Here is a 24,919-nt window from a genome sequence, read left to right on the forward strand (position 1 = left end):
CGAACGGGTCCGCCGTTCTTTTTCGTTTCCGGCGCGTGGTGCCGTCAGACAAATATCCCGACAGCGACAAAAACTTTGCTCTTGACGCCGGAAGGCTGAAAGCATATCGCCGTCCGTGGGCCACCCCTCCCCAACGAGGGGCCACTATCTGGAAGGATAGACCACGATGACGACGCTTACCAAGCCCGGACTCCGTCCGGCAAACCCCAATTTCTCCTCAGGTCCCTGTGCAAAACGCCCCAGCTGGTCGGTCGAGGCGCTGAAAGCTGCTGCGCTCGGACGCTCTCACCGCGCCAAAATCGGCAAGGGCAAGCTCGAGCAGGCGATCGAGCTGACGCGCGAAATCCTCAAGGTCCCGGCCGGCTACCGGATCGGCATCGTGCCGGCATCCGATACCGGCGCGGTCGAGATGGCACTGTGGTCGCTGCTTGGCGAGCGCGGCGTCGACATGGTCGCCTGGGAAAGTTTCGGTTCCGGCTGGGTGACCGATGTCGTCAAGCAGCTCAAGCTCGCCGATGTGCGCAAGTTCGAGGCCGGCTACGGCGTGTTGCCGGATCTGACGCAGATCGATTTCGATCGCGACGTGGTCTTCACCTGGAACGGCACGACCTCCGGCGTGCGCGTGCCGGACGGCGATTTCATTCCGACCGACCGCAAGGGTCTCACCATCTGCGACGCCACCTCGGCGGCGTTCGCGCAGCGGCTCGACTTCGATAAACTCGACGTCGTCACCTTCTCCTGGCAGAAGGTGCTGGGCGGCGAGGGCGCGCACGGCATGCTGATCCTCAGCCCGCGCGCCGTCGAGCGGCTGGAAACCTACAAGCCGGCCTGGCCGCTGCCGAAGATCTTCCGCCTGACTTCCGGCGGCAAGCTGATCGAGGGCATCTTTAAGGGCGAGACCATCAACACGCCGTCGATGCTGTGCGTCGAGGACTATCTCGATGCGCTTCAATGGGCGAAGTCGATCGGCGGCCTGGAAGCGCTGATCGCCCGCGCCGACGCCAACGCCGCGGTGCTGGACCGGTTCGTGGCTAGGTCGTCGTGGCTCGGCCATCTGGCCGTCGATCCGGCGACGCGCTCAAACACTTCCGTGTGCCTGTCCTTCACCGATCCGGACGTGGCGGCGCTCGATGCCGACGGTCAGGCGGCTTTCGCCAAAGGTATCGTCTCGACGCTCGACAAGGAAGATGTCGCCTACGACATCGGCTCCTACCGTGATGCGCCGCCCGGCCTTCGCATCTGGTGCGGCGCGACCGTCGAGACCTCCGATCTCGAAGCACTGCTGCCCTGGCTCGACTGGGCCTTCGCCATGCAGAAGGCGTCGCTGAAAGCGGCCGCCTGAGTCATTCGCGGCGGCCTTCGGGCCGCCGATCCCAAACGGATCAATCCCATTCTTCAAGGAGGCCGCCATGGCGCCCCGCGTTCTCGTCTCGGATAAACTTTCAACCACCGCCGTGCAGATCTTCAAGGACCGCGGCATCGAGGTCGACTACCTGCCCGATCTCGGCAAGGACAAGGAAAAGCTTCTCGAAGTGATCGGCCAGTATGACGGCCTCGCCATCCGCTCGGCGACCAAGGTCACCGAGAAGCTGATCAATGCCGCCACCAGGCTCAAGGTCGTCGGCCGCGCCGGCATCGGCGTCGACAATGTCGACATTCCGGCGGCGAGCCGCAAGGGCATCATCGTGATGAACACGCCCTTCGGCAACTCGATCACCACGGCCGAGCATGCCGTTGCGATGATCTTCGCGCTGGCGCGCCAAATCCCGGAGGCCAACGCCTCGACTCATGCGGGAAAATGGGAGAAGAACCGCTTCATGGGCGTCGAGATCACCGGCAAGACGCTGGGCGTGATCGGCTGCGGCAATATCGGCTCGATCGTCGCGACGCGCGGCGTCGGCCTGAAGATGCATGTCGTGGCTTTCGATCCGTTCCTGTCGGACAGCCGCGCTGAAGAGCTCGGCGTCGAGAAGGTCGAGCTCGACGAGCTTTTCGCGCGCGCCGACTTCATAACCTTGCACACGCCGCTGACCGACAAGACGCGCAACATCATCGATGCGGCCGCGATCGCCAAGATGAAGGACGGCGTGCGCATCATCAATTGCGCGCGCGGCGGGCTGGTCGTCGAGGCCGACCTGGTCGCGGCACTGAAGAGCGGCAAGGTGGCCGGCGCCGGCGTCGATGTTTTCGAGGCCGAGCCGGCGGAGAACAATCCGCTGTTCGGCATGCAGAATGTCGTGGCAACCCCGCATCTCGGCGCCTCGACCACCGAGGCGCAGGAGAACGTTGCGCTGCAAGTGGCCGAGCAGATGGCCGATTACCTGATCAAGGGCGCCGTTTCCAACGCCATCAACATGCCGTCGATCACCGCCGAGGAAGCGCCCCGACTGAAACCCTTCGTCAAGCTGGCCGAGGTGCTCGGCGCCTTTGTCGGCCAGGTCACCGAAGATCCGATCAAGGAGGTGGAGATACTGTTCGACGGCTCGACCGCGACGATGAACACGCGCGCGCTGGTGAGCGCCACTCTTGCCGGCCTGATCCGGCCGCAGGTCTCCGACGTCAACATGGTGTCGGCGCCGATCATGGTGAAGGAGCGCGGCATTATCGTCGCCGAGGTCAAGCGCGACAAATCTGGCGTCTTCGACGGCTACATCAAGCTCACCGTCAAGACCGAGCATATGACGCGCTCGATCGCCGGGACCTGCTTCTCGGACGGCAAGCCGCGCTTCATCCAGATCAAGGGCATCAACCTCGATGCCGAGGTCGGCCAGCACATGCTCTACACGACCAATGCCGACGCGCCCGGCATCATCGGCCTGCTCGGCACCGTCTGCGGTGAGAACGGCGTCAACATCGCCAACTTCCAGCTCGGCCGCAACCGGCCGGGCGGCGATGCGATCGCGCTGCTCTATCTCGACGCACCCTTCCCGGAAAGGGTGCTCGATCAACTGCGGGCGCACCAATCGATCGATTCGGCCAAACCGCTGCACTTCGATGTCGGCGCCGCCTGAAAGATCATGCCCCGCATGCTTCGGCATGCGGGGAATTTCCCCTACAGAACGGCCCTGCTGCCACTGTATTCGGCCAGCGCGATGCCTCCGAGCACGAGCGCAAGCGCAAGACCCTGATAGAATTGGAACTGCTCGCCGACGATCAGCACCGAAAGCAGGGTGCCGAAGATTGGCACCAGATTGATGAACAGTCCGGCGCGATTGGCGCCGATCAGCTCGTTGCCCTTGATGTAGAAGATCTGCGAGACGACGGACGCGCCGAGCGCGGTGTAGAACGCGACCGCCCATCCTCGCGCGTCCGGGACGATGACGCGGCCCGCCGCCACTTCCCAGACAAAGAACGGCACCGAGGTCAAAAGCGCGGCGAGCGACAGAGCCAGCATGAAGCTTTGCCAGCGGACGGCCGGCTTCAGGCGCAGCCCCACCGAATAGAGGCTGTAGCAGAGGACCGCGACCAGCATGATGGCGTCGCCGAAATTGAGCTCGAGCTTCAGCAGCTGACCGAGGTCGCCATGGCTAGCGGTCAGGGCGACGCCGAGGATGGTGAGCGCGACGCCGACGATCTGCAGGCGCTGCACGTGCAGCCTAAACAGCACGAAGTTGGCAAGGATGATGACGATCGGTATGGCGGCCTGCTCGATCGAGACATTGATGGCGGTCGTGTAGTTCAGCGCCGTGTAGAAGATGACGTTGAACATCGTGAAGCCGCAGGCGCCGAGGCCGGCGACCAGCAGCCAATGCCGGCGCAGTTCAGGCCAGTCCTCGCGAAACGTCCGCCAGCCGACGGGCAGCATGATCAGCACCGCCAGCACCCAGCGCAGGAAAACCAACGTCATCGGCGACACATGGCCGACGGCAAGCTTGCCGGCCACGGAATTGCCGCCCCACAGCAGCATGGTGGAGAGCAGGAACAGATAGGCGGCTCGATGCATCGCTTAATCCTGGACCGGCAGGCGCGGTGGAAGAAGGATGCCGGCCTATTGCGATGGCGAGGGCAAGTAAATGATGCGAAAGCCGGAATTTGTTGTGCCTGGTTTGTTGTGCCCTGGGTGGTTTCGGGGACAAAGAAGGGGTCGCATCGGCCTGCACATGAGGCTATAGAGGCCTGTCGTTTCAAGCCGCTAAGGCGGCATCTCAAGGGAAAAGAACATGGCCAATGTGGTGGTCGTCGGCTCGCAGTGGGGCGACGAAGGCAAGGGCAAGATCGTCGACTGGCTGTCGGAGCGCGCCGACGTGGTCGTGCGCTTCCAGGGCGGCCACAATGCAGGTCATACCCTGGTCGTCGACGGCAAGGTCTACAAGCTTTCGCTCTTGCCGTCCGGCGTGGTCAGAGAGGGCAAGCTGTCGATCATCGGCAACGGGGTGGTCTTCGATCCGCACGCCTTCGTCGCGGAAGTCAAGAAGCTCAAGGAGCAGGGCGTGGAGGTGACGCCCGAACGCCTGAAAATCGCCGAAAACACCGCGCTTATCCTGTCGCTGCACCGGGAGCTGGACGGGTTCCGCGAAGACGCCGCCTCGAATTCCGGAACCAAGATTGGCACGACCCGCCGCGGCATCGGCCCCGCATATGAGGACAAGGTGGGCCGGCGTGCGGTGCGGGTGATGGATCTGGCGGATTTGGAAACGCTTCCCCTGAAGGTCGACAGGCTGCTCACGCATCATAATGCGCTGCGCCGCGGGCTCGGCCATCCGGAAGCGACCCAGGAGGCGATCATGCAGGAGCTGACCTCGGTGGCCGGCGAGATCCTGCCTTACATGGACCGCGTCTGGAAGGTGCTCGACGACAAGCGCCGCGCGGGTGCGCGCATCCTGTTCGAGGGCGCGCAAGGCACGCTGCTCGATATCGACCACGGCACCTATCCCTTCGTCACCTCATCCAACACCGTGGCAGGGCAAGCGGCCGCCGGCTCCGGCACCGGCCCCGGCGCGATCGGCTATGTGCTCGGCATCACCAAGGCCTATACGACGCGCGTCGGCGAAGGGCCGTTCCCGACCGAGCAGAAGAATGAGGTCGGCGAGTTCCTCGGCACGCGCGGCCACGAATTCGGCGTCGTCACCGGCCGCAAGCGCCGCTGCGGCTGGTTCGACGCCGTGCTGGTGCGCCAGGCGGTGGCCGTCAACGGCATCAAGGGCATCGCGCTCACCAAGCTCGACGTGCTCGACGGGCTGGACGAGATCAAGGTCTGCACCGGCTATCGCCTCGATGGCGAGTTGATCGACTATCTGCCGGCCAGCCAGGGCGCCCAGTCGCGCGTCGAGCCGGTCTATGAGACGCTCGAAGGCTGGAAGGGAACGACGGCCGGCGCCAGGAGCTGGAACGATCTGCCGGCGCAAGCCGTCAAATATGTCCGCCACATCGAGGAGCTGATCGGCGCCCCGGTTGCACTGCTTTCCACCAGCCCGGAGCGGGACGACACGATACTTGTGACCGATCCGTTTCAAGACTAGTTTCACAGCGCTTCCAGGCGCTACGGCTGATTTGCGGCCGGCCCGGGAAAGAATTGCAGGTCGACTGACGCATGGCAGATTTCGTTGGTGTTCTGAAAAAACAGCTTGCGAAGCACAGCGAGCCCTCGCCCGAGTTGCGCAAGCGGATTTACGAGAATGCTCGTGAGATGCTGGCGAAGAAACTCGCGAACTATTCTCCGCCGTTGTCGGCCGAGGTCATCAGCAAGCAGAAACGTTCGCTCGAAGATGCCGTCGCCAGCGTCGAGCGCGAGTATGCCAAGCCTGCTCCGGCGCCCAAGCCGGCTCCAGCGGAAGATCCCCTGGCGGAGCTGGAACATATTTTTTCCTCGATCGACCGCAACAAGAACCAGCCGAGCCACGTCCGGCAGCCGTCGGTGGCGAAGCCCGAACCAGCCAAGCCGGAGCCCTTCAAGCCGGAGCCCTTCAAGACGGCGCCCGCACCGGCGCCGGTGAAGGCGGAACCGAGCTGGCAAGGCGCAGCAAAGACGGAACCAAGCTGGCAAGGGGCAACGAAGACTGAGCCCGGCGGCTGGCACAAGGTGCCTGCGGCACCGCCGCCCATGCCCTCGCCGCGCGAGGACGATGTCGGCCTGCCCGGGATGAACGCCGCCGAACCGGACGAGGACAGCGATGTCTTTGCCAATGACGAGCAGCCGGCCGATACTTTCCAGCGGCTGCGGCCTGCGCCGCGCAAGCGCAGCTATGGAGGGTTGATTGCTGCCGTTGTCGCATTGCTGGTGCTGGCCGGCGGCGGGTACGGCGTTTGGCTGAACAAGGATGCGTTCAGCTCCATACTCGGCTTGAAGGGCGGCAGCAGCCAGACCGTCTCGACCGAGCCTCTGGTCAAGCCTGCCGCCCCGACAAAGCCGACCGCCGAGACGGCGGCCGCGCCGCCGGCTGCGGGCAATAACGCGGCTGCAGCCAATGAGCCGGCCGAAACAGCGAAATTCACCCAGCGGCTGACGCCCGAGGGCAAGGAAGTAGATCCTGGTCCGGCTGGCGGCCAGAGCACCATCGGCGAGGGCGAATCCGTCGCCGCGCTGACCACGCCGCCGCGAGCCGCGCCTGGGATGACGCCGGCGCCCGCCGCCGGCACGCCGCCCGCCGCGCCAACTCCGGCCGCGACCCCGCCCGCCGCCGACACTCCGCAGGCTGCGCAAACCCCGCCCGCGAGCCCGCCTGCCGGGACCACGCCGTCGGCGCCCGCCGGTGCCGCCGCCAATCCGCCCGCGCCGGCCGCCGGAACCACGCCTCCGGCCGCGGCGGCCACTCCGCCTGCCGCTGGCACGACTCCGCCACCCGCGTCCGGGACTGCGCCTGCGACGGCCCAAGCGACCGTGCCGGTCGGCCAGAAAGCGATCTTCTATGAGGAGCGCACCAGCACGCAGCAGGGCACCGCCGAGCCCGGCAGCATCGTCTGGTCGCTGGTGCAGGAATCGCCGGGCGGCGACTTGCCGCCGGAGCCGGCGATCCGCGCCGAGGCGACGATACCCGGCAAGGACATCCAGCTGCGCATGACCATCCGGCGCAATACCGACCAGACGCTGCCGGCCAGCCACATCATCGAGATGATCTTCCTGACGCCGGAAGGGTTTGACGGCGGCGGCGTCGACAACATCCTGCGCATCGCCATGAAGAGCTCGGAACAGGACGCCGGCAGCCCGCTGATCGGCATCCCGGCCAAGATCGCCGACGGCTTCTTCCTCGTCGCCCTCAACGACACCAAGGCCGACGAGGACGCCAACCTGACGCTGCTCAGGGGGCAGGCCTGGATCGACGTGCCGGTGGTCTACAAGACCGGACGCCGTGCCCTGCTCACCATGGAAAAGGGCATTCCGGGCGAGAAGGTTTTTGATGAGGCGCTGAAGGCCTGGGCGACGAAGACGTCCGGTTGAGGCCGAGCGGCTCAGAAGCCCTGAAACAGCATGTCGAGCGCTGCAACGATCTCGTCGTGATGCTTCGCGAGGTTGAAACGGTTTTCCCCGAGTTCCGTCGCAGCCACCGTAGCGATCAGATGGGTGGCCATGACCAGCTTGCGTCCATTGAATTCGAAGACCGGGTGCAGCTTCCGCATTGGCGGCGGCGCCGACGCGAGGGGCAAAAGCGGAACGACGACGCGCGTCTTGAAATTGTCGAGCAGGTCGGATTGAACCTCGAGGAGGTAGCCGCCTTCGATGCCGCTGGCGGCAAAGGCGTCATAGCGCGCCATCAGAACTGCCGATGCTCCTTGAGCGGAACGCCGTACGTGTCGACATACTCGTTCCAGGCATCCATGGTGGCGCGGTTTTCGAGCTTCCACAGCCGCGTTTTCTCGGCTGCCACGGCTTCTGCGATCCCGGCTTCGGCGGCACGAGATACATTCACGTTGAGCCCCTTGGCTTCCTTCATGAGCTGTGAATCGATCGATAGATTTGCCGGCTGGCGGACCGCATTTGCGGCAATCTTGCGCATGGTAGCCTCCGCAACATGCGTATAGAATATGCGCATCACGCGAGTGCTGCAATGGATAGCTTGGACCAGCGCGACCTTCGCGACCGGGCCGGCATGGCAAATTCGCCCTCAAATGCTATAGTCGCGCAAGCGGCAGGTCTGACCGAAGACGGCGATGACCAGTGCGAAGATCGACGTTCGTGAGCTGGGTGAAGCCGTTTTCCTGACCGATGGCGGCCTCGAGACCTCACTTGTTTTTCTGGAAGGCCTCGATCTGCCCTGCTTCGCCGCCTTTCCGCTTCTTGGCGAGGAGGAGGGGCGGACGACGTTGGCCCGCTATTTCCGCCAGTATCTCGACATCGCCGACAAACACGGCGTCGGCTTCGTGCTCGATACTCCGACGTGGCGCGCCAATCCGGACTGGGGCGAAAAGCTCGGCTATTCTAAAGTCGCATTGTCGGGCATAGACATGCAGGCAGTGTCATGGGCGCGGGCGCTGGCTGCGCCCTATGTTGCGCGTGGCATGACCGTGCTGGTCAATGGGGTGGTCGGGCCCCGTGGCGACGGCTACCGCGTTGACACAGTCATGTCGCCCGCCGACGCCGAGACCTATCACGGCGATCAGGTCAAGGCATTCCGCGATGCCAGCGCCGATATGGTCAGCGCCATTACGATGACCTATGCGCAGGAGGCTGCCGGAATAGCCTGTGCCGCGATGGCGGTGGGGCTCCCGTCGGTGATTTCGTTTACCGTCGAGACGGACGGACGCCTGCCTTCGGGGGAGAGCCTGAGAGACGCCATCGAGACCGTTGACGACGAAACGGACGGCGCTCCCGCATATTTCATGATCAACTGCGCACATCCGAGCCATTTCGACGCCGTCCTTGCCGGCGACGGACGCTGGATCAGGCGCATTCGCGGCGTGCGGGCCAACGCCTCCGCCAAAAGCCATGCCGAGCTGGATGCGGCGACCGAACTCGATCCAGGCGATCCTGTCGACCTCGGCCGGCGCTACCGCGCCATGCGCGACCGCTTCGGCCAGATAGCCGTGCTCGGCGGCTGCTGCGGCACCGACAGACGCCATATCGCTGCCATCTGCGAGGCCTGCCTCTGAGGCTTGCCTATAGCGGCTAGCCTTCCATCTCCTCGCGCAGCATCTCCAACTCTAGCCACTCTTCCTCAAGTGAGGCCAGCGTGATGCGCTCCTTGTCGAGCGCGGCGATGGTCTTCTGGAACGATGCGGGATCGCGCTCGTAGAAGGACGGGTCGGCGATATTGTTCTCCAGCCTTGAGATGGACGCGCTCACCGCCTCGATCTTCTTCGGCAGGGATTCCAGCGCGAACTTCTGCTTGAAGGAGAGCTTCTTGGCCGGGCTTTTAGCGCTGGTCTGTTCGGCCCTGGCCGTCGCTTCGTTCGCTTCAGCCTTCGGCCTTGCCTTGCGCTCCTCCAGCTTCGAGCCGCCGCGTTGCGCCAGCATGTCGGAATAGCCGCCGGCATATTCGAGCCAGCGTCCGGCGCCGTTGGGCGCGATCACGCTGGTGACTGTGCGGTCAAGGAAATCGCGATCGTGGCTGACCAGGACGACCGTTCCGGCAAAGCCGGCGACCAGTTCCTGCAGCAGCTCCAGCGTCTCCATGTCGAGGTCGTTGGTCGGCTCGTCGAGCACCAAAAGGTTCGCCGGCCGTGCCAGCACCCGGGCCAGCAGCAGTCGCGCCCGCTCGCCGCCCGAAAGCTCGCGCACCGGCGTGCGCGCCTGCTCCGGCTTGAAAAGAAAATCCTTCATATAGGAGACGACGTGGCGCTGCTCGCCATTGACCACAAGGTTCTCGCCGCGCCCGTCGGTCAGGTAATTCGCCAGCGTCTCCTGCGGGTCGACGGCCTCGCGCTTCTGGTCGAGCGTTGCGATTTCCAGATTGACGCCAAGCCGCACAGTGCCGGCATCCGGCGCCAGCTCGCCGGTCAGCATCTTGAGAAGCGTCGTCTTGCCGACGCCGTTCGGCCCGACAAGGCCGACACGGTCGCCGCGCTGGATACGGGTCGAAAAGCCCTTGACCACGGTGAGGTCGCCAAAACTCTTCTCGATGCCTTTGGCTTCGATCACCAGCTTGCCGGATTCAGCGGCGTCGCTTGCCACCATCGTCGCCGAACCCTCGGCGCCGCGATGGCTGCGAAAACGCTGGCGCATGGCCTGCAGCTCGCCGAGTCGGCGCATGTTGCGCTTGCGCCTGGCGGTCACGCCATAGCGCAGCCAATGCTCCTCGCGCACGATCTGGCGGCCGAGCTTGTGCTGTTCGCGCTCTTCCTCTTCAAGCACCTGGTCGCGCCATTCCTCAAAGTGCGCGAACCCCTTGTCCAGCCGGCGCGTCTGGCCGCGGTCGAGCCAGACGGTGGCGCGCGAGACGCGCTCGAGAAAGCGGCGGTCGTGCGAGATCAGGATCACGGCCGACGAGGTGCGGGCAAGCTCTTCTTCCAGCCATTCGATGACCGACAGGTCGAGATGATTGGTCGGCTCGTCGAGGAGCAGGATATCGGGCTTCGGCGCCATGACGCGGGCGAGTGCTGCGCGGCGCGCCTCGCCGCCGGAAAGGTCGTTCGGCCGCTCCTCGCCGGTCAGGCCGAGATGCTCCATCAGATAAGTGGCGCGATGCGGGTCGTCGGCCGGCCCGAGGCCGGCTTCGACATAGGCGCGCACGCTGGCGAAGCCATCCATATCGGGCATTTGCGGCAGGTAGCGCACCGTTGCCGAGGGCTGGCGGAATACTTCGCCGTCCTGCGGTTCGATCAGCCCCGCGACGATCTTGAGCAGCGTCGACTTGCCCGAACCGTTGCGGCCTACAAGCGCGATCTTCTCGCCGGCGGAGGCGCTCAGTGCCGCGCCGTCGAGCAGCGGCGTGCCGCCAAAAGTCAGTTTTATGCCATCCAGATTGAGAAGAGGCGGGGCCATGTCAGCTTTCGGGAAGAGGATAGGGGTGGGCGAGCAGCAGCGCCCGGCCACGCTCGAGCGCGATCTCGAGCCGACCCTTGATCTCATTTGATATGGTAAGCGATGAGCCGAACGCCACCTCGACACCGTCCAGCGGCCATTTGGCGCCTGAGACCGTCAGGCCGGCGAGGTCGGAGAAGCCGAGCACCGAGAACAGCGTGCCCTCGGCGTAGTCGAAGCCGGCTTTGCCCGGCAGGATCGGCACGCCTTCCTGCGCGCCGCTGGTCAGCAGCACGGTCATGCCCGCCTCGGCCAGCCGCACGCTCAGAGCCAAATGCAGAAAGGCATGATCGGCGCGCTTGCCGCCGAAGGCGCCGGCCAGCACCAGGCTGGTGGCGCCGCGCGCCAGCGCCTCGGCAATGGCGAGCTCGCCGTCGGTCATGTCCTTCTCGGTCGGGAAAATCTTGCGCGGCACGGCGGCCAGATTCTCCGGCAGGTTTGGCGGTACCGAGTCGAAATCTCCGACCCAGAGCTCCGGCAGGAGGCCAAGCATATGGGCATGGCCGATACCGGCATCGGCGGCGATGATGCGGGAGCCTTCGATCTGGCGATCGAGGCGAGGCGTGCGGACGAGATCGCCGCCAAGCAGGATGGTGAATGTGCCCATGGCCGTCGCCCTTACCAGCCCGGCCCACGAAACGGAAGCGGGCGCGTCCAAACGGAATCGCGCTTCGCTACCGCGGTGAACGATGATGATCCCCGGAAACTTCCGCTTGCGCGCCGCATCGGCCGGGCCTATGTCTCGAAATGCTCTAACGGGGTGCCGGACGCTGATTTTGCGAACCGGCTGAGAGGCAACGAAAGCCAACCCGCTGAACCTGATCCGGTTTGTACCGGCGGAGGGATTAGACGCTTCGGACCATCCGACGCCTCAATTCCTTTAACGCGAACGAAGGAGGCGCCGATGCGCTCGTTATTGTCCAACCTTGTTCTTGCAGCCGGCCTTGTTTCGCTTTTGGTGGGCGTCGGGCCTGCCGAGGCGAAAGACAAGCTTACCGTCTACACCTACGAAAGCTTCACCGCCGACTGGGGTCCCGGGCCCGCGGTGAAGAAGGAATTCGAGGCCGAATGCGGCTGCGATCTCGAATTCGTCTCGGTTGCCGACGGCGTGGCACTGCTCAACCGCGTCAAGTTGGAGGGCGCCGGCACCAAGGCCGATGTCGTGCTCGGCCTCGATACCAACCTGACCGCGGATGCCAAGGCGAGCGGCCTATTCGCGCCGCATGGCGCGGTGGCCGATTTGAATGTGCCCGGCGGCTGGAAAGACGACACTTTCGTGCCTTTCGACTACGGCTATTTCGCCGTCGTCTACGACACCGAAAAGCTGAAGACCCCGCCGAAGAGCTTGAAGGAACTGGTCGAGGGCGCCGGCCCCGACAAGATCATTATCCAGGATCCGCGCACTTCGACGCCGGGCCTCGGGCTGCTGCTGTGGGTCAAGTCGGTCTATGGCGACAAGGCGCCGGAAGCCTGGGCCAAGCTGAAGCCGAAGGTGCTGACCGTGACGCCGGGCTGGAGCGAGGCCTATGGTCTGTTCACCAAGGGCGAGGCGCCGATGGTTCTCTCCTATACCACTTCGCCGGCCTACCACATGGTGGCCGAGAACACCGAGCGCTATCAGGCGGCGTCCTTCGAGGAGGGCGAATATCTGCAGATCGAGGTCGCCGGCATCACCAAAACCGGCGCGAAGAACCCGCTGGCGGAAAAATTCATAGCCTTCATGACCGGGCCCAAGTTCCAGGACATCATCCCGGAGACCAACTGGATGTTCCCGGCCGGCAAGACCGACAAGCCGCTCAACCCGGCCTTCGAAAAGCTGGTGAAGCCGACCAAAACCCTGCTGTTCAGCCCGGACGAGGTGGCGGCCAACCGCAAGGCCTGGGTGGATGAATGGCTGGCGGCGATGAGCAAGTAGGACGCAGGATGGCGCTTGAGCACCCCCCTCTGTCCGGCCGGCCATCTCCCCCGCAAAGGGGGATCGGTGATTTCGCTAGCCGCCGACGGTGTAGGAAGAGCGGCAAAGCTGCCAATCTCCCTCCTAGAGTGGGAGATGTCCGGCAGGACAGAGGGGGGTGCGACGGAACGTGGCGTTCGCTAGCTCGAGCCAACGTGGTGCAGCGTGCAATCCACGCCGCGCCCTGACCCTCGCATCACCGCCGGCATCATCGCCCTTGTCGCCATCACTTTGCTCATCGGCGGCGCCTTCGCCGGCCTGATCCTCGAAGGCGCGAGCGGTCCGTCCAGCGCTGCCGCGGCCTTCGACAGCTATCTGCTCCGCGTCGCCCGCTTCACGCTTTGGCAGGCGCTGCTGTCGACATTGCTTTCGGTCTTGCCGGCAGTGTTCGTCGGCCGCGCCCTGTCCAGGCAAACGAACTTTCCCGGACGTCGCCTGATCCTGCAGTTGTTCACGGTGCCGCTGGCGCTGCCGGCCATCGTCGCCGCGCTCGGCGTGTTGGCGCTCTACGGCCGTGCCGGTTATTTTGCCGGCATCCTCGGCACGTTCGGCGGTGGGGAATGGCCGGGCATTTACGGCCTTTCCGGCATCCTGGTCGCGCATGTCTTCTTCAACCTGCCATTGGCCACGCGGCTGTTCCTCGAGGCGCTCGGCACCGTGCCGGCCGACCAGTGGCGGCTGGCGAGCCAGCTCGGTATGGACGCTCGGTCGGCCTTCCGGCTGATCGAATGGCCGGCGCTGCGCACGGTGCTGCCGGGGGTCGCCGGGCTGGTCTTCATGCTGTGCATCACCTCCTTCACAATCGTACTGACGCTGGGTGGCGGGCCGGCGGCGACGACGCTAGAGGTCGCGATCTACCAGGCGCTGCGCTTCGATTTCGATCCCGCGCGGGCCGTGACACTAACGTTTCTGCAGATCGTGCTGACCTTCGTCGTGGTCGCCATGCTGACGCGACTCGGCGCCAACACGGTCGGCGATGCGAATCTGCCGGTAGCGCCACGCCGCTATCTTGCGACCAGCACCACCGAGGCCGTGTTGAATGCCGGCCTCATCGTGCTTGCGCTGCTGTTCGTCGCCGCACCGATGGCGGCGACCGTGCTCGCCGGGCTGGAGGCGGATCTCGGCCGGCTGGCCGGCGAGGACGCCGTGCGCCGCGCGACGCTCACCAGCGCCGGGCTCTCCTTTCTCTCGGCGCTGTTTTGCGTGATGCTGTCGCTGTCGCTGATCGCCGCCCGACGCGCACTGGCCCTGAGGCGCCGCGCGGGCGGCGCCATGTCGCTGCTCGAACACGCCGCCGACACCGGCGCCGGTTTCGTGCTGGTCGTGCCGCCGATCGTGATCGGCGCCGGCTGGTTCCTGGCTCTGCGCAACATCACCGATGTGTTCGCCATCGCGCCCGTCATGGTCGTCGCGGTCAATGCGGTGATGGCAATGCCTTTCGCCATTCGCGCCGTCCGCCCTGCCTATGATGCGGCGAGCGAGCGCCACGAGCGACTCTGCCTGGCGCTCGGCATTTCCGGCTGGAACCGGCTGCGGCTGGTCGACTGGCCGTCGCTGCGGCGGCCCTTGGCCACCGGCTTTGCGTTCGCCATGGCGCTGTCGCTCGGCGATCTCGGCGTGATCGCACTGTTCGGCAGCGATTCCGTCCAGACCTTGCCCTATCTTCTACTCGCGCGCATGGGCAGCTACCGGACCGCCGACGCCGCGGGGCTGGCCTTGCTGCTCGGCCTCGTCTGCCTGCTGCTGGTTGTCGCCGCCGACTGGCTGGGGCGGGAGGCAAAGGCATGACGAGGGATAATAATGGCATCGCGGCCACGAAGGGCCTGGCCGTCACGTTGGACGGCGTATCCTTCAGCTATGGCGAGGCATCCTTCCGGTTCGATGTCGAATTCGCCGCCGGCAGGATCACCGCCATCATGGGGCCGAGCGGTTCAGGCAAGTCGACGCTGCTCAATCTGGTGGCCGGCTTCGAATCACCAAATGCTGGCAAGGTGCTGATCGGCGGGATCAATGTCGATAATGCGCCGCCCTCGGCGCGGCCGGTGTCGATGGTGTTCCAGGAAAACAACCTGTTCGCCCATCTTTCGGTCGAGGGCAATGTCGGGCTTGGCCGCTCGCCATCGCTCAAGCTCACGGCCGACGACCACCGCGCGGTCGCGGACGCGCTGGGGCGTGTCGGCCTCGCCGGCAAGGAAAAGCGGCTGCCGAGCGAGCTTTCCGGCGGCGAGCGGCAGCGCGTCGCGCTGGCGCGGGTGCTCATACGGGACCGTCCGGTGCTTCTGCTCGACGAGCCTTTCGCCTCGCTCGGCCCGGCGCTGCGCGAAGACATGCTCGATCTCGTGGCCGGCATCCACGCCGAGCGACAGATGACCGTGCTTTTCGTCACGCATCAGCCGCAGGACGCGCGCCGCATCGGCCAACGGATCGCGTTCGTCGACGAGGGCAGGGTCGCGGCCACAGGGTCGGCCGCCGCTTTCTTCGACGGTGCTGGACCGGAGGCCTTCCGGCGCTATATCGGCGATCGAGGCGGCAGCGTTGCCGGATGACAACACATTGCCCGGAAGCGGACATAATTTACGGCCAAACCGGCTGCGGGTGATCAGGCGTTTGCTTGCCTTGTCCGGGGGAGTGTGGCTAGGTCCGGCCATGCTGGTCCGGGTGGGCCGTGATTTGCCGAAAGATTACGAAAGGAAGCCGATCTGACAGCCGGCATCGAGAGGGTATGGACTAAGCCGCTGGCGCGATTTTTCGCGATGGCCGGCTTTGCCGTGGCGCTGGCGAGCTGCCAGATGTTCACGCCGCCGGACGTGCAGGAGTCCGGCTTCCAGCCCTCCGACAAGCCGATCACCGTCGACAATGTCGTCGCCAATGCCAGGCTGGCCGAAATGGCCAAAGCGCAGCATCCGCGGATTCTCGCCACCTATGGCGGCGAATATTCCGATCCGAAGCTCGAGCGCATGGTGGCCAAGGTCGTCGGCAATCTGACGGTGGTCTCGGCCAATCCGACCCAGACCTATCGCATCACCATCCTCAACTCGCCCAACGTAAATGCCTTCGCGCTGCCGGGCGGCTATCTCTATGTCACGCGCGGACTTTTGGCGCTGGCCAATGACTCCTCCGAGCTTGCGGCCGTCATCGCGCATGAGATGGGCCACGTCACCGCCAATCACGGGTTGCAGCGGCAGCAGCTCGAGGCCGAGGAAGGCCTGGCGACCAAGGTCGTCTCCGACGTGCTCGGCGACAGCCCGACCGCCAAGGCCGCGCTCATCCGCGGCAAGCTGAGGCTTGCGCAGTTTTCGCGCAACCAAGAACTGCAGGCCGACGCGATCGGCATCAAGTCGATCGGCGAAGCGGGCTATGATCCCTATGCGGCCGGCCGCTTCCTGCAGTCGATGTCGGCCTATACCGATTTCCGTTCGGTCAGCGGCGCCACGGATGCCAGCCTCGACTTCCTGGCCACGCATCCCAACACGCCGCAGCGCATCGAGCTGGCGCAGCGGCTCGCCCGCAACTTCGGACCGCCCGGCGTCGGCACGCGCGACCGCGATGCCTTTCTAGCCGGCATAGACGGGCTGCTCTACGGCGACACGCCGGAAGAGGGCTATGTGCGCGGCCAGACCTTCCTGCATCCCGGCCTTGGCGTGTCGCTCTCGGTGCCCGAGGGTTTCGTCATCGACAATTCGGCGGCCGCGGTGACCGCGACCGGTCCGGGCGACATCGCCATCCGCTTCGATGGCGTGGCGATCGACAAGTCTGTGTCGCTCACCGACTATATCCGCAGCGGCTGGGTCGCCGGACTAGACGATGCCAGCGTGCGCCAGGAAACGGTCAACGGCAACGAGGCGGCGATGGCGCATGCCAGCGCGCAAGGGTGGCAGTTCGATATCGCGGTCATCCGGGCCAGCGGACAGGTCTACCGGCTGCTGACTGCGGCACCCTCGGCCAGCACCGCGCTGGAGCCGGTTGCGCGCTCCGTCAGCAGCTCCTTCCGCACGTTGAGCGCGGCCGAGAAGGCGGCGCTGAAGCCGCTGCATATCCGGGTGGTGACTGTGCAGCCCGGCCAGAACATGGGCACGCTTGCCGCTCAGATGGTCGGCGTCGACCGAAAGCTCGACCTGTTCCGGGTGCTCAACGCAATGTCGCCGGGCGCGAGCGTGTCGGCCGGCGACAAGGTCAAGATCGTCACCGACAAGTAGGGTCGTCATCCCGTTTCGTGCTTCCGCAACGAATCAGCCGCGCGCTTCTATTCGGTCAACCCGGGCGCGCGGCTGCCGCAGCAATCAGAGCCCGCCACTGCTGCCGCCTTCAGGGCTGGTCTGGCCGCCGGTGCTGCCTCCGCTGCCCTCACCACTTTGGCCGCCGCCGGACCCCGAATGATCGCCGCTACTGCCGCGCCAGGGCGCCGGCCCGGTATCGGTCTGAGGTGGTTTGACCACTGTCGGGACTGTCACCGTCGGCGTCTTCGGCGCGGGTGTGCGGACAACCTTTACCTTGGTGACTATTTTCGTCACGACCTTCGGCTTGCACACTGCGACCGTTAAGGTGCTGCGCGCGGGAAGGCCGAGAATGCTCATCGAATATGCCTCTTGCCGCGCGATGCCGGCTTTGAGGAAAGCCAAGGCGCGGGCCTCGTCGGCGGGCACGCCGTTGCGGCCATCCTTGAAGATCACGGCGAGATCGTTCATCGCGTTGACGTGCCCCATGGCCGCCGCCTTGAGCAGCAGGTCCAATCCCTTGCCGGTATTCTGCTCGACGTCGACACCATTGAACAAGGCTCGCCCCCAAGCGGCCATCGCATAGGGGTCTCCCTTGTCGGATGCTTCTGAATAGAAGCTGATCGCTTTCGCGGAGTCCGCGGCCGGTCCTATTCCGGACGAAGCGATATGGCCGAGCTCGAACATGGCGCGGACGTGCCCCCTGTCGGCAGCTTCCTGGATAGCTTTCCTGGCCTCGTCGACCTTGCCGGACGCCAGCAGCGCCCGCCCAAGCTCGTAGCGAAACCGAGCGACGTCGGGGTAGGCCTTCACCGCCGCCTCGCAGGCCTCAGCGGCCTCGCCGGCGATCTCGTTCTGCAAACGGCCGGGCGCGACGCCCTGCAGGTCGAGCGGTGCGCCCGCCGCCTGGTCGCAGGGGTCGACGCTTGGCGACAGCTTCATCATCGCTGCCTTGGACGCGTTGCCGCCGCGGATTTGGAAGCCAATCTGGACCGGAGCAGCCGAGCCGATCTGCGGCTCGTAACGCAAATTATCGACTTCACCGGCCATCAGGCTGGAATCCGGAGACAGGGTCCGGTCCGGCAGCGACAGAGTTCCCGTTGCCGGATAGCTTGCAAGCTTCAGGCTCACCGCGGGGTCGTTGCTGGGGAAATCGAGCTTCAGCGGAACCGGACCGACGCCAACCGGGATGCTGATATCGCGATTTTCGATCGCCTCGGCGGCGCCGGTGAGGTGGATGCCGCTCTCCGGATCCGGCTGCTTCTGCTTGGCCGTGACCTCCTGACCCCCGGCGTCATCGTGGCGCATCAGCACCACCTCGTCGACCAGCGAGGAATTCTCCCACGGAACCTGCTTGCCGTTGGTGGCTTTGACCACGTCGCGGCGAACCGCCGCCATCACCGTGCGGATTTCCTGGTTGGGCGCCAACGCGTGGCGCGAAAAGGCAGATGAGAACGGGCTGAGGGCACCGCGCCCGTCATAGGCGACCGCGCCTGGCTCGGTGGCGAAGGCAATCAGCGTGTTCAGTGAGCTCTTCACCTGCGCAAGGCCGGCGTCGCCCGCGACGATCAGCTGGTCCCTCAGCCAGTAATCCTGGCGGGGGAAAGGATTGTTCCGGCAGGCGTCGAGGATGATCACCTGGATCTTCGCTTTCGAACGCAATTGCTCCAGCACGTCGTCAAGCTTGATCGCCTGGACCTCGATGTCGGCGGCATCCTTCAGCGACGCGTCGACGGGGATCAGGAAATTCTCGCCCCCGATCTGAAAACCGTGGCCGGAATAGTAGACGACGGCCAGATCCGCACCGTCCGCCGCGGCGAGATAGTTGCGGAACCGCTCCTCGAACTGAAGCTTGGTCAAGTCCTTTGCGACGAACACGTCGAAGCCGGCCAGCCGGAACGTGTTCGCGACGTCCTGAGCATCTTTGTCCGGGTTTTTGAGAGCCGGAATATTTCGGTATTCGGCATTGCCGATGACCAAGGCAACCCTTCGATCGGCGTGAGCCTCGAACGCGGTGAAGCACACGAGAACCAGGGCTGCAAGGAACTCGCAGCATCGCAGCATGGCAAACCCCCATCCGCTAAAGTTGGTGCAGTCAGGAAGACAGTTTACGCCGCGAGGGTCTGTTAAAGAATTCACAATCCATGGCTACGGATGCAGAAAGCCGCCGGGATGGCTGACTGATAGTCTCCTGGCGACTTCGAGTCGCTGCCTTGGCTTTCAGGCGGCTTCCGCCAGGAATTCGGGGTTCTGTTTCACCAGCGCCGCCCGCAGCTTTTCCATGGCGCGGGCTTCGATCTGGCGGACGCGTTCCTTGGAGATGCCGAGCGCCTCGCCAAGCGATTCCAGGGTGGCGCCGTCGTCGCTCAGGCGGCGCTCCTCGATGATGCGCAGCTCGCGCGCATTGAGCGCGCCGAGCGCGCTCTTCAGCCAGACCGCGCGGCGCTCGACGTCTATCGTTTCGCCGACGACCTCGTCGGGAAGCGGATCCTCCGAGACCAGGAAATCCATCCGCTCGGCGGCGCCGTTCTCATCGGCAAGCGGGGTGTTGAGGGAGCTGTCGGGGGCCGAAAGACGCGAATCCATCATCGCCACGTCGGCTTCCGGCACGCCGAGCGCGGCCGAAACCTCGCGGTAAAGCGAGGCATTGGAGAGCGGCTCGGCGCCGTTGGCAAGCCGCGCGCGCAGCCGCCTCAGATTGAAGAACAGCGCCTTCTGCGCGGAGCTGGTGCCGCCGCGCACGATCGACCAGTTGCGCAGGATATAATCCTGCATCGAGGCGCGGATCCACCAGGTGGCATAGGTCGAGAAACGCACTTCGCGGGCGGGCTCGAAGCGGGCAGCCGCTTCCAGCAGGCCGACATGGCCTTCCTGAATGAGGTCGCCGAGCGGCAAACCGTAGTGGCGGAATTTGGAAGCCATCGAAATCACCAGCCGCATATGGGCGACGGTGATCAGATGCAGCGCGTCCTGGTCCTTTTTTTCCCTCCAGCGTATGGCCAGGAGATGCTCCTCGTCGCGCTCGAGATAGGGAGCCTTCATTGCCGCCCGGACCAGTGTCCGTCCTGCCACATCCTCGATCATGCCGGCTCCTTTTGGCGGTCGTTGCACTGGATGACGGTTGAAATGACGTCGCAGCGCCCTACAACAGCCAGCAACGTGCCAGAAGCGCGAATGGTTCCGTAGTGCCGGCGGATGCATATGCCTGCCGAAAACGTTTCTGTTATCGATCCGTGAGGCTTGGCTTGGCGGATTTTTCGCTGGTTTTGAGAACTGGATTTCTGGAACGGTCGATTTTTGAAATCTGGTTCCTTATTTCTTGAGCTTCCATCTGCCAGTTTGCGGCTCTCACCATGCGCCGGGGCACCGGTCAAAACGGGATCACAGAAAAATGAAATGGCTCAAATCGCTTCTCGTCGCCGGAACGCTGCAGGTTCTGGCAGTCACAGCCGGTCATGCCGGCGCCAATCTCGACCAGATCAAGCAGGCGGGCGTGATCAAGGTCGGCACGGAGGGCACCTACGCGCCCTTCACCTATCATGACGAATCCGGCGCCCTGGTCGGCTTCGACGTGGAGATCGCCCGGGCGATCGCCGAGAAGCTCGGTGTCAAGGTGCAGTTTCTCGAGGGCAAGTGGGACGGGCTGATCGCCGGGCTCGACGCCAACCGCTACGACGCCGTCATCAACGAGGTCGGCATCACCGACGCGCGCAAGGCCAAGTATGATTTCTCCGATCCCTACATCGCCTCCAAGGCGGTGCTGATCGTGCGCGGCGACAACAGCGACATCAAGACATTCGCGGATCTCAAGGGCAAGAAGGCGGCACAGTCGCTGACCTCGAATTTCGGCAAGCTCGCCGAGAAGAACGGCGCCGAATTGGTCGGCACCGACGGCTTCGACCAGTCGATCCAGCTGCTGCTCACCGGTCGCGCCGACGCCACCATCAACGACAGCCTGTCCTTCCTCGATTTCAAGAAGCACAAGCCCGACGCCAATGTGAAGATCGCCGCGCAGGAAGAGAATGCCGATTATTCCGGTGTCATCGTGCGCAAGGGCGATCCGGAACTGGTGGCGGCGATCAACAAGGCGCTGGCCGACATCAAGGCCGACGGCACCTACAAGAGGATTGCCGACACATATTTCGGCCAGGACGTCTCGCAGTAAGCCCAGTCATCCCTTTGCTTGAGTTCCGGCGGGCCGTCTTTGACGGCCCGCCGATTTTTACCTGATAGTCGCTCGCATGCGGCCAGAGGGTCGCAGCGTCCGGAAAGGAGAAGGGCTCCGTGCCGCACTGGTTGCAATTGATGCTGGAGTCGCTGCCGACGCTGCTATGGGCGGCACTGATCTTCACCGTGCCGCTGACGCTGCTGTCCTTCGCCTTGGGGCTTATGGCCGGGCTGGTGACGGCGCTGATCAGGCTGTTCGGCCCGAAACCGCTGGTCGCGCTTGTGCGCTTCTATGTCTGGATCTTTCGCGGCACGCCGCTCCTGGTGCAGCTCTTCCTGATCTTCTACGGCCTGCCGTCGGTGGGCATCCTGCTCGATGCCTTTCCCGCAGCGTTGATCGGGTTCACGCTCAATATCGGCGCCTACACGTCGGAGATCATCCGCGCCGTCATCGGCTCGGTGCCGAAAGGGCAGTGGGAGGCCTCCTATTCGATCGGCATGACCTGGAGCCAGGCGATGCGGCGCACGATCCTTCCGCAAGCGGGCCGCGTCGCGGTGCCGCCGCTCTCCAATACGTTCATATCGCTGGTCAAGGACACCTCGCTCGCGGCGGCAATAACGGTGCCCGAAATGTTCCAGGCTGCGCAGCGCATCGTCGCCACCACCTACGAGCCGCTGATCCTCTATGTCGAGGCGGCGGCGCTCTATCTGGCGATGAGCTCGGTGCTGTCGGCGCTGCAGGCGCGGCTGGAGGTGCGGCTCAACCGCTATGGCGGCTTCCTGGAGACCAATGCATGATCGGCCTCACCAACATCGAGAAGCGCTTCGGCGACAATCTTGTCCTGAAAGGTGTCACCGTCAGCATCGACGAAGGCAGCGTCACCGCGCTGGTCGGACCTTCGGGCGGCGGAAAAAGCACGCTCTTGCGCTGCATCAACCTCTTGGAAATTCCGACCTCGGGCACTTTGCGCATCGGCGACGAGACGCTGGAGTTTCGGCCGGGCGCCAAAGTACCGGCAGCGGACATCCAGCGCGTGCGGCTGCAGACCGGCATGGTGTTCCAGAATTTTCAGCTCTTTCCGCATCGCACCGCGATCGAGAACGTCATGGAAGGGCTGGTGACGGTGCTGAAATGGCCGCAGACGGGGGCGCGCGAGCGGGCGATGGCGTTGCTCGAGAAGGTCGGCATGGCGCATAAGGCCGATGCCTGGCCGGCGACTTTGTCAGGCGGCCAGCAGCAGCGCGTTGCGATCGCCCGGGCGCTGGCGCCGTCGCCGCGCGTGCTGCTTTGCGACGAGCCGACCTCGGCGCTCGATCCGGAGCTGGCGCAGGAAGTGGTCGACGTGCTGGGTCAGCTGGCCCGCGAGGGCACCACCATGGTGATGGCCACGCATGATCTGAGACTTGCCTCCAAGATCGCGCAGGAGGTGGTGTTCCTCGATGCCGGCTCGATCGTCGAGAAGGGCCCGGCTTCGATCGTGTTCGACAATCCCGAGCGCGAGCGGACCAAGCGCTTCATCGCCTCGCTGCGGCAGGAGGAAGCGCGGAAGGAAGGCGGGGGCGGGGGATCAGGTACGATTTCTTCATAAGTTGGCGCTGCCCCTCATTGCTCTGCCGGGCATTTCTCCGCGTATAGTGACGGGAGAAAGGACGCTTTCATCAGAGAGTTCGCCAATCGCCAACGTTTCAAGAATGGGCGCCAACGACGCCGTCATCTCGCTTCTCCCCGTTCACTACGGGGAGAAGGTGCCGGCAGGCGGATGAGGGGCAGCGCCGACCTTCCGATATTGCGCGCAACAAAAAACCCGGCGCAAGGCCGGGTTCTTCGTTGTTCGGCAGGCGAAAGCTCAGGCAGCTTCTTCCTGCTCGGCTTCCTCGTTGTCGGCCTTGGCGCCGCGCTTCGGACCCTTGTTGAGGTTGACCTCGATGAGGCGAACCGCCTCGGTCTCCGACATGCGGTTGACGGCGGCGATCTCGCGAGCCATGCGGTCGAGCGCGGCTTCGTAGAGCTGGCGCTCGGAATAGGACTGCTCCGGCTGGTTGTCGGCGCGATAGAGGTCGCGCACCACTTCCGAGATCGAGATCAGATCGCCGGAATTGATCTTGGCATCATATTCCTGCGCGCGGCGCGACCACATCGTGCGCTTGATGCGGGCGCGGCCCTGCACGACCTTCAGCGCGCGATCGACATAATCCTCTTCCGAGAGCTTGCGCATGCCGATAGAGGTCGCCTTGGCGACCGGCACCTTAAGCCGCATCTTGTCCTTCTGGAAATCGATGACGAACAGCTCCAGCTTGTGACCCGCGACTTCCTGCTCGTCGATGGCCACGATCTGGCCGACGCCATGCGCCGGATAAACGATAAACTCACCGGTCTTGAACCCGTGACGGGCCGCGGTGGACTTCTTCTGCGGGGTGATCGTTGCCATTACGCCCTGAACTCCTTAGTTGTAGCGCCGGCATGGCGGCGCCGGCTGAACTCAGACGATCGGCGGAAGCCGATCTTTAGCCGCACAACAAGTGAACTCACCGGAATAAGCCGGGGCCGACAAACCGCACGAATGCGATTGCCTGCCCCAGATCGCTCTGGTCCGGATTTGAAAAGTTCACCTTTCAGTGATTTGGGGCGTTAGCGCCATAAATCGACGTTGTGTCACCGGCATGTTTCGCGGATATAACACAAAAAGTCGGAAGAATCAAGGTTTTGCTGCATTCGCTAACGCCATGCGCCATCGCTGGCTGTCAAGAGAGCAATTGTACCGGCTCGCTTACGTAGCGTCATGCCGGCTTGCCCGGCCCGGCCGTCAGTCGCCTTCGCCGGGCTCCGGCGAGAAATACTTCTCGAACTTCCCGGCCTCGCCGTCGAAGTTCTTGGCGTCGGCCGGCGGCTCTTTCTTGGCAGTGATGTTGGGCCATTTCTCCGCGTATTCGGAATTGACCTGCAACCATTTGTCGAGCCCGGACTCGGTGTCCGGCTTGATCGCGTCGGCCGGGCATTCCGGCTCGCACACGCCGCAGTCGATGCACTCGTCAGGATGGATGACGAGCATGTTCTCGCCTTCGTAGAAACAGTCGACCGGACAGACCTCGATACAGTCCATGTATTTGCATTTTATGCAATTATCGGTCACGACATAGGTCATCGCAGGCTCCGGGACGTCCCGTATTTGCTGGGCTTTTTTGGTGAGGTAACGCCTTTGCCCGCCGCTTGCAAGGGCAGGACTTCCCGCCTGAGCCGGCATCGCGGAAAGGAATTCCGCGCGCCTGCCGCGACGAGGTTCCGTCGAATCTTCTAGTCCTCGCCGAGCAGCCGGTCCGTCTGCCGCCGCTGCCGCTTGGTCGGACGGCCGGTGCCGGCCTCGCGCAGCGCCGGAATGGCGTCAGGAACCGCCTCGCCCTTGGGCGTCGGCGGCGGCGACATATCCTCGTAAAGCAGCCGCGCCTCGTCGGCAGGACCACGCCGGGCGCCGGGCCCAAGCACCTTCCAGACAAGGATTCGGCGGTCGAGCGTGATGGTCAGCACATCGCCGGCCTTGACCAGATCGGAGGCCTGCGCTGCTTTGTCGCGATTGATGCGGACGCGCCCGGCAACGACGAGCTTCGCCCCCAGCGACCGGGATTTCACCGCACGCGAGAAGAACAGCCATTTGTCGATGCGCTGGCGGCCTTCTCCAACCATCGGGACCGGCC

Annotated in this window: 22 protein-coding genes and 1 riboswitch; of the genes, 12 read left to right on the top strand and 10 right to left on the bottom strand. The window is 64.5% G+C overall.

All coding sequences use genetic code 11. From position 1 onward, the window contains the following. The first annotated feature begins 166 nt into the window (after positions 1-166). Both P9230_RS14115 and serA read left to right on the top strand, forming a co-directional pair. Entirely contained in the window at positions 167-1,342 is a 1,176-nt protein-coding gene (locus P9230_RS14115) for a phosphoserine transaminase (protein WP_127240757.1), read from the top strand. A 67-nt stretch (positions 1,343-1,409) separates the two neighbouring features. Beyond that, positions 1,410-3,011: a phosphoglycerate dehydrogenase gene (serA, locus tag P9230_RS14120; protein ID WP_067001828.1), complete on the top strand. Its 1,602-nt coding sequence runs from the start codon at positions 1,410-1,412 to the stop codon at positions 3,009-3,011. Positions 3,012-3,052: 41 nt separating this feature from the next. Here the strand turns inward: serA and P9230_RS14125 are convergent, their stop codons facing one another. After that, positions 3,053-3,943 (bottom strand): DMT family transporter, encoded by an 891-nt coding sequence (locus tag P9230_RS14125; protein WP_127247210.1) that lies wholly within the window; start codon positions 3,941-3,943, stop codon positions 3,053-3,055. A gap of 217 nt (positions 3,944-4,160) precedes the next feature. On the opposite strand from P9230_RS14125, the gene P9230_RS14130 reads away from it, so the two are divergent. Then, a complete protein-coding gene (locus tag P9230_RS14130; RefSeq protein WP_095782560.1) occupies positions 4,161-5,459 on the top strand; it encodes an adenylosuccinate synthase in 1,299 nt (432 codons plus the stop codon). Between the two features lie 71 nt (positions 5,460-5,530). Further along, positions 5,531-7,375: a hypothetical protein gene (locus P9230_RS14135; protein WP_278119563.1), complete on the top strand. Its 1,845-nt coding sequence runs from the start codon at positions 5,531-5,533 to the stop codon at positions 7,373-7,375. An 11-nt stretch (positions 7,376-7,386) separates the two neighbouring features. On the opposite strand, the gene P9230_RS14140 is transcribed toward P9230_RS14135, so the two are convergent. Further along, positions 7,387-7,689: a CcdB family protein gene (locus P9230_RS14140; protein ID WP_278053484.1), complete on the bottom strand. Its 303-nt coding sequence runs from the start codon at positions 7,687-7,689 to the stop codon at positions 7,387-7,389. Continuing rightward, complete coding sequence (locus P9230_RS14145; RefSeq protein ID WP_067002201.1) at positions 7,689-7,931, bottom strand: type II toxin-antitoxin system CcdA family antitoxin; 243 nt, start codon at positions 7,929-7,931, stop codon at positions 7,689-7,691. The genes P9230_RS14140 and P9230_RS14145 overlap by 1 nt, the downstream gene beginning before the upstream one ends. Before the next feature lie 154 nt (positions 7,932-8,085). Between P9230_RS14145 and P9230_RS14150 the strand changes: the two genes are divergently transcribed. Beyond that, entirely contained in the window at positions 8,086-9,024 is a 939-nt protein-coding gene (locus P9230_RS14150; protein WP_278119565.1) for a homocysteine S-methyltransferase family protein, read from the top strand. 16 nt (positions 9,025-9,040) lie between these two features. Here the strand turns inward: P9230_RS14150 and P9230_RS14155 are convergent, their stop codons facing one another. Together P9230_RS14155 and P9230_RS14160 are read right to left on the bottom strand one after the other, a co-directional pair. Then, positions 9,041-10,855 carry an ABC-F family ATP-binding cassette domain-containing protein gene (locus P9230_RS14155; protein ID WP_278119567.1) on the bottom strand — a complete coding sequence of 605 codons (1,815 nt, stop codon included), beginning with the start codon at positions 10,853-10,855 and terminating at the stop codon, positions 9,041-9,043. Between the two features lies 1 nt (position 10,856). After that, positions 10,857-11,501, bottom strand: a complete 645-nt coding sequence (locus P9230_RS14160) for a thiamine diphosphokinase (RefSeq protein WP_127217122.1) — start codon at positions 11,499-11,501, stop codon at positions 10,857-10,859. A 139-nt stretch (positions 11,502-11,640) separates the two neighbouring features. Then, positions 11,641-11,756, top strand: a riboswitch (TPP riboswitch). A 42-nt stretch (positions 11,757-11,798) separates the two neighbouring features. Here P9230_RS14160 and thiB point away from each other — a divergent pair. The 4 genes from thiB (at position 11,799) to P9230_RS14180 (ending at position 17,044) form a co-directional block, all read left to right on the top strand. Further along, positions 11,799-12,809, top strand: a complete 1,011-nt coding sequence (thiB, locus tag P9230_RS14165; RefSeq protein WP_127217121.1) for a thiamine ABC transporter substrate binding subunit — start codon at positions 11,799-11,801, stop codon at positions 12,807-12,809. A 204-nt stretch (positions 12,810-13,013) separates the two neighbouring features. Further along, entirely contained in the window at positions 13,014-14,636 is a 1,623-nt protein-coding gene (thiP, locus tag P9230_RS14170; RefSeq protein WP_278119570.1) for a thiamine/thiamine pyrophosphate ABC transporter permease, read from the top strand. Further along, a complete protein-coding gene (gene thiQ / locus P9230_RS14175; protein ID WP_127325894.1) occupies positions 14,633-15,394 on the top strand; it encodes a thiamine ABC transporter ATP-binding protein in 762 nt (253 codons plus the stop codon). The genes thiP and thiQ overlap by 4 nt, the downstream gene beginning before the upstream one ends. Before the next feature lie 207 nt (positions 15,395-15,601). Then, on the top strand, positions 15,602-17,044 hold the full coding sequence (locus tag P9230_RS14180; protein ID WP_278119572.1) for a M48 family metalloprotease: 1,443 nt from the start codon (positions 15,602-15,604) through the stop codon (positions 17,042-17,044). Between the two features lie 84 nt (positions 17,045-17,128). Here P9230_RS14180 and P9230_RS14185 read toward each other — a convergent pair whose 3' ends face one another. Together P9230_RS14185 and P9230_RS14190 are read right to left on the bottom strand one after the other, a co-directional pair. After that, positions 17,129-19,126 (bottom strand): caspase family protein, encoded by a 1,998-nt coding sequence (locus P9230_RS14185; protein ID WP_278119574.1) that lies wholly within the window; start codon positions 19,124-19,126, stop codon positions 17,129-17,131. A gap of 156 nt (positions 19,127-19,282) precedes the next feature. Continuing rightward, positions 19,283-20,146: an RNA polymerase factor sigma-32 gene (locus P9230_RS14190; protein WP_067001865.1), complete on the bottom strand. Its 864-nt coding sequence runs from the start codon at positions 20,144-20,146 to the stop codon at positions 19,283-19,285. A 307-nt stretch (positions 20,147-20,453) separates the two neighbouring features. Between P9230_RS14190 and P9230_RS14195 the strand changes: the two genes are divergently transcribed. The 3 genes from P9230_RS14195 to P9230_RS14205 all read left to right on the top strand — a co-directional run bounded on the left by P9230_RS14195 (position 20,454) and on the right by P9230_RS14205 (position 22,818). Beyond that, entirely contained in the window at positions 20,454-21,227 is a 774-nt protein-coding gene (locus P9230_RS14195) for an amino acid ABC transporter substrate-binding protein (RefSeq protein ID WP_127325740.1), read from the top strand. A gap of 119 nt (positions 21,228-21,346) precedes the next feature. Further along, positions 21,347-22,027 carry an ABC transporter permease subunit gene (locus tag P9230_RS14200; RefSeq protein WP_278119577.1) on the top strand — a complete coding sequence of 227 codons (681 nt, stop codon included), beginning with the start codon at positions 21,347-21,349 and terminating at the stop codon, positions 22,025-22,027. After that, entirely contained in the window at positions 22,024-22,818 is a 795-nt protein-coding gene (locus P9230_RS14205; RefSeq protein ID WP_278119579.1) for an amino acid ABC transporter ATP-binding protein, read from the top strand. Before P9230_RS14200 ends, P9230_RS14205 begins: the two co-directional genes overlap by 4 nt. 258 nt (positions 22,819-23,076) lie before the next feature. Here the strand turns inward: P9230_RS14205 and P9230_RS14210 are convergent, their stop codons facing one another. The 3 genes from P9230_RS14210 to P9230_RS14220 form a co-directional block, all read right to left on the bottom strand. After that, on the bottom strand, positions 23,077-23,658 hold the full coding sequence (locus P9230_RS14210) for a CarD family transcriptional regulator (RefSeq protein ID WP_040974338.1): 582 nt from the start codon (positions 23,656-23,658) through the stop codon (positions 23,077-23,079). 375 nt (positions 23,659-24,033) lie between these two features. Then, on the bottom strand, positions 24,034-24,372 hold the full coding sequence (gene fdxA / locus P9230_RS14215) for a ferredoxin FdxA (RefSeq protein WP_067001876.1): 339 nt from the start codon (positions 24,370-24,372) through the stop codon (positions 24,034-24,036). A 149-nt stretch (positions 24,373-24,521) separates the two neighbouring features. Continuing rightward, complete coding sequence (locus P9230_RS14220; RefSeq protein WP_278119581.1) at positions 24,522-24,908, bottom strand: RNA-binding S4 domain-containing protein; 387 nt, start codon at positions 24,906-24,908, stop codon at positions 24,522-24,524. Between the last annotated feature and the right edge of the window lie 11 nt (positions 24,909-24,919).

Origin of the sequence: Mesorhizobium sp. WSM4887, assembly GCF_029625865.1 — a bacterium.
In the GTDB taxonomy this organism is placed as follows: Bacteria; Pseudomonadota; Alphaproteobacteria; order Rhizobiales; family Rhizobiaceae; genus Mesorhizobium.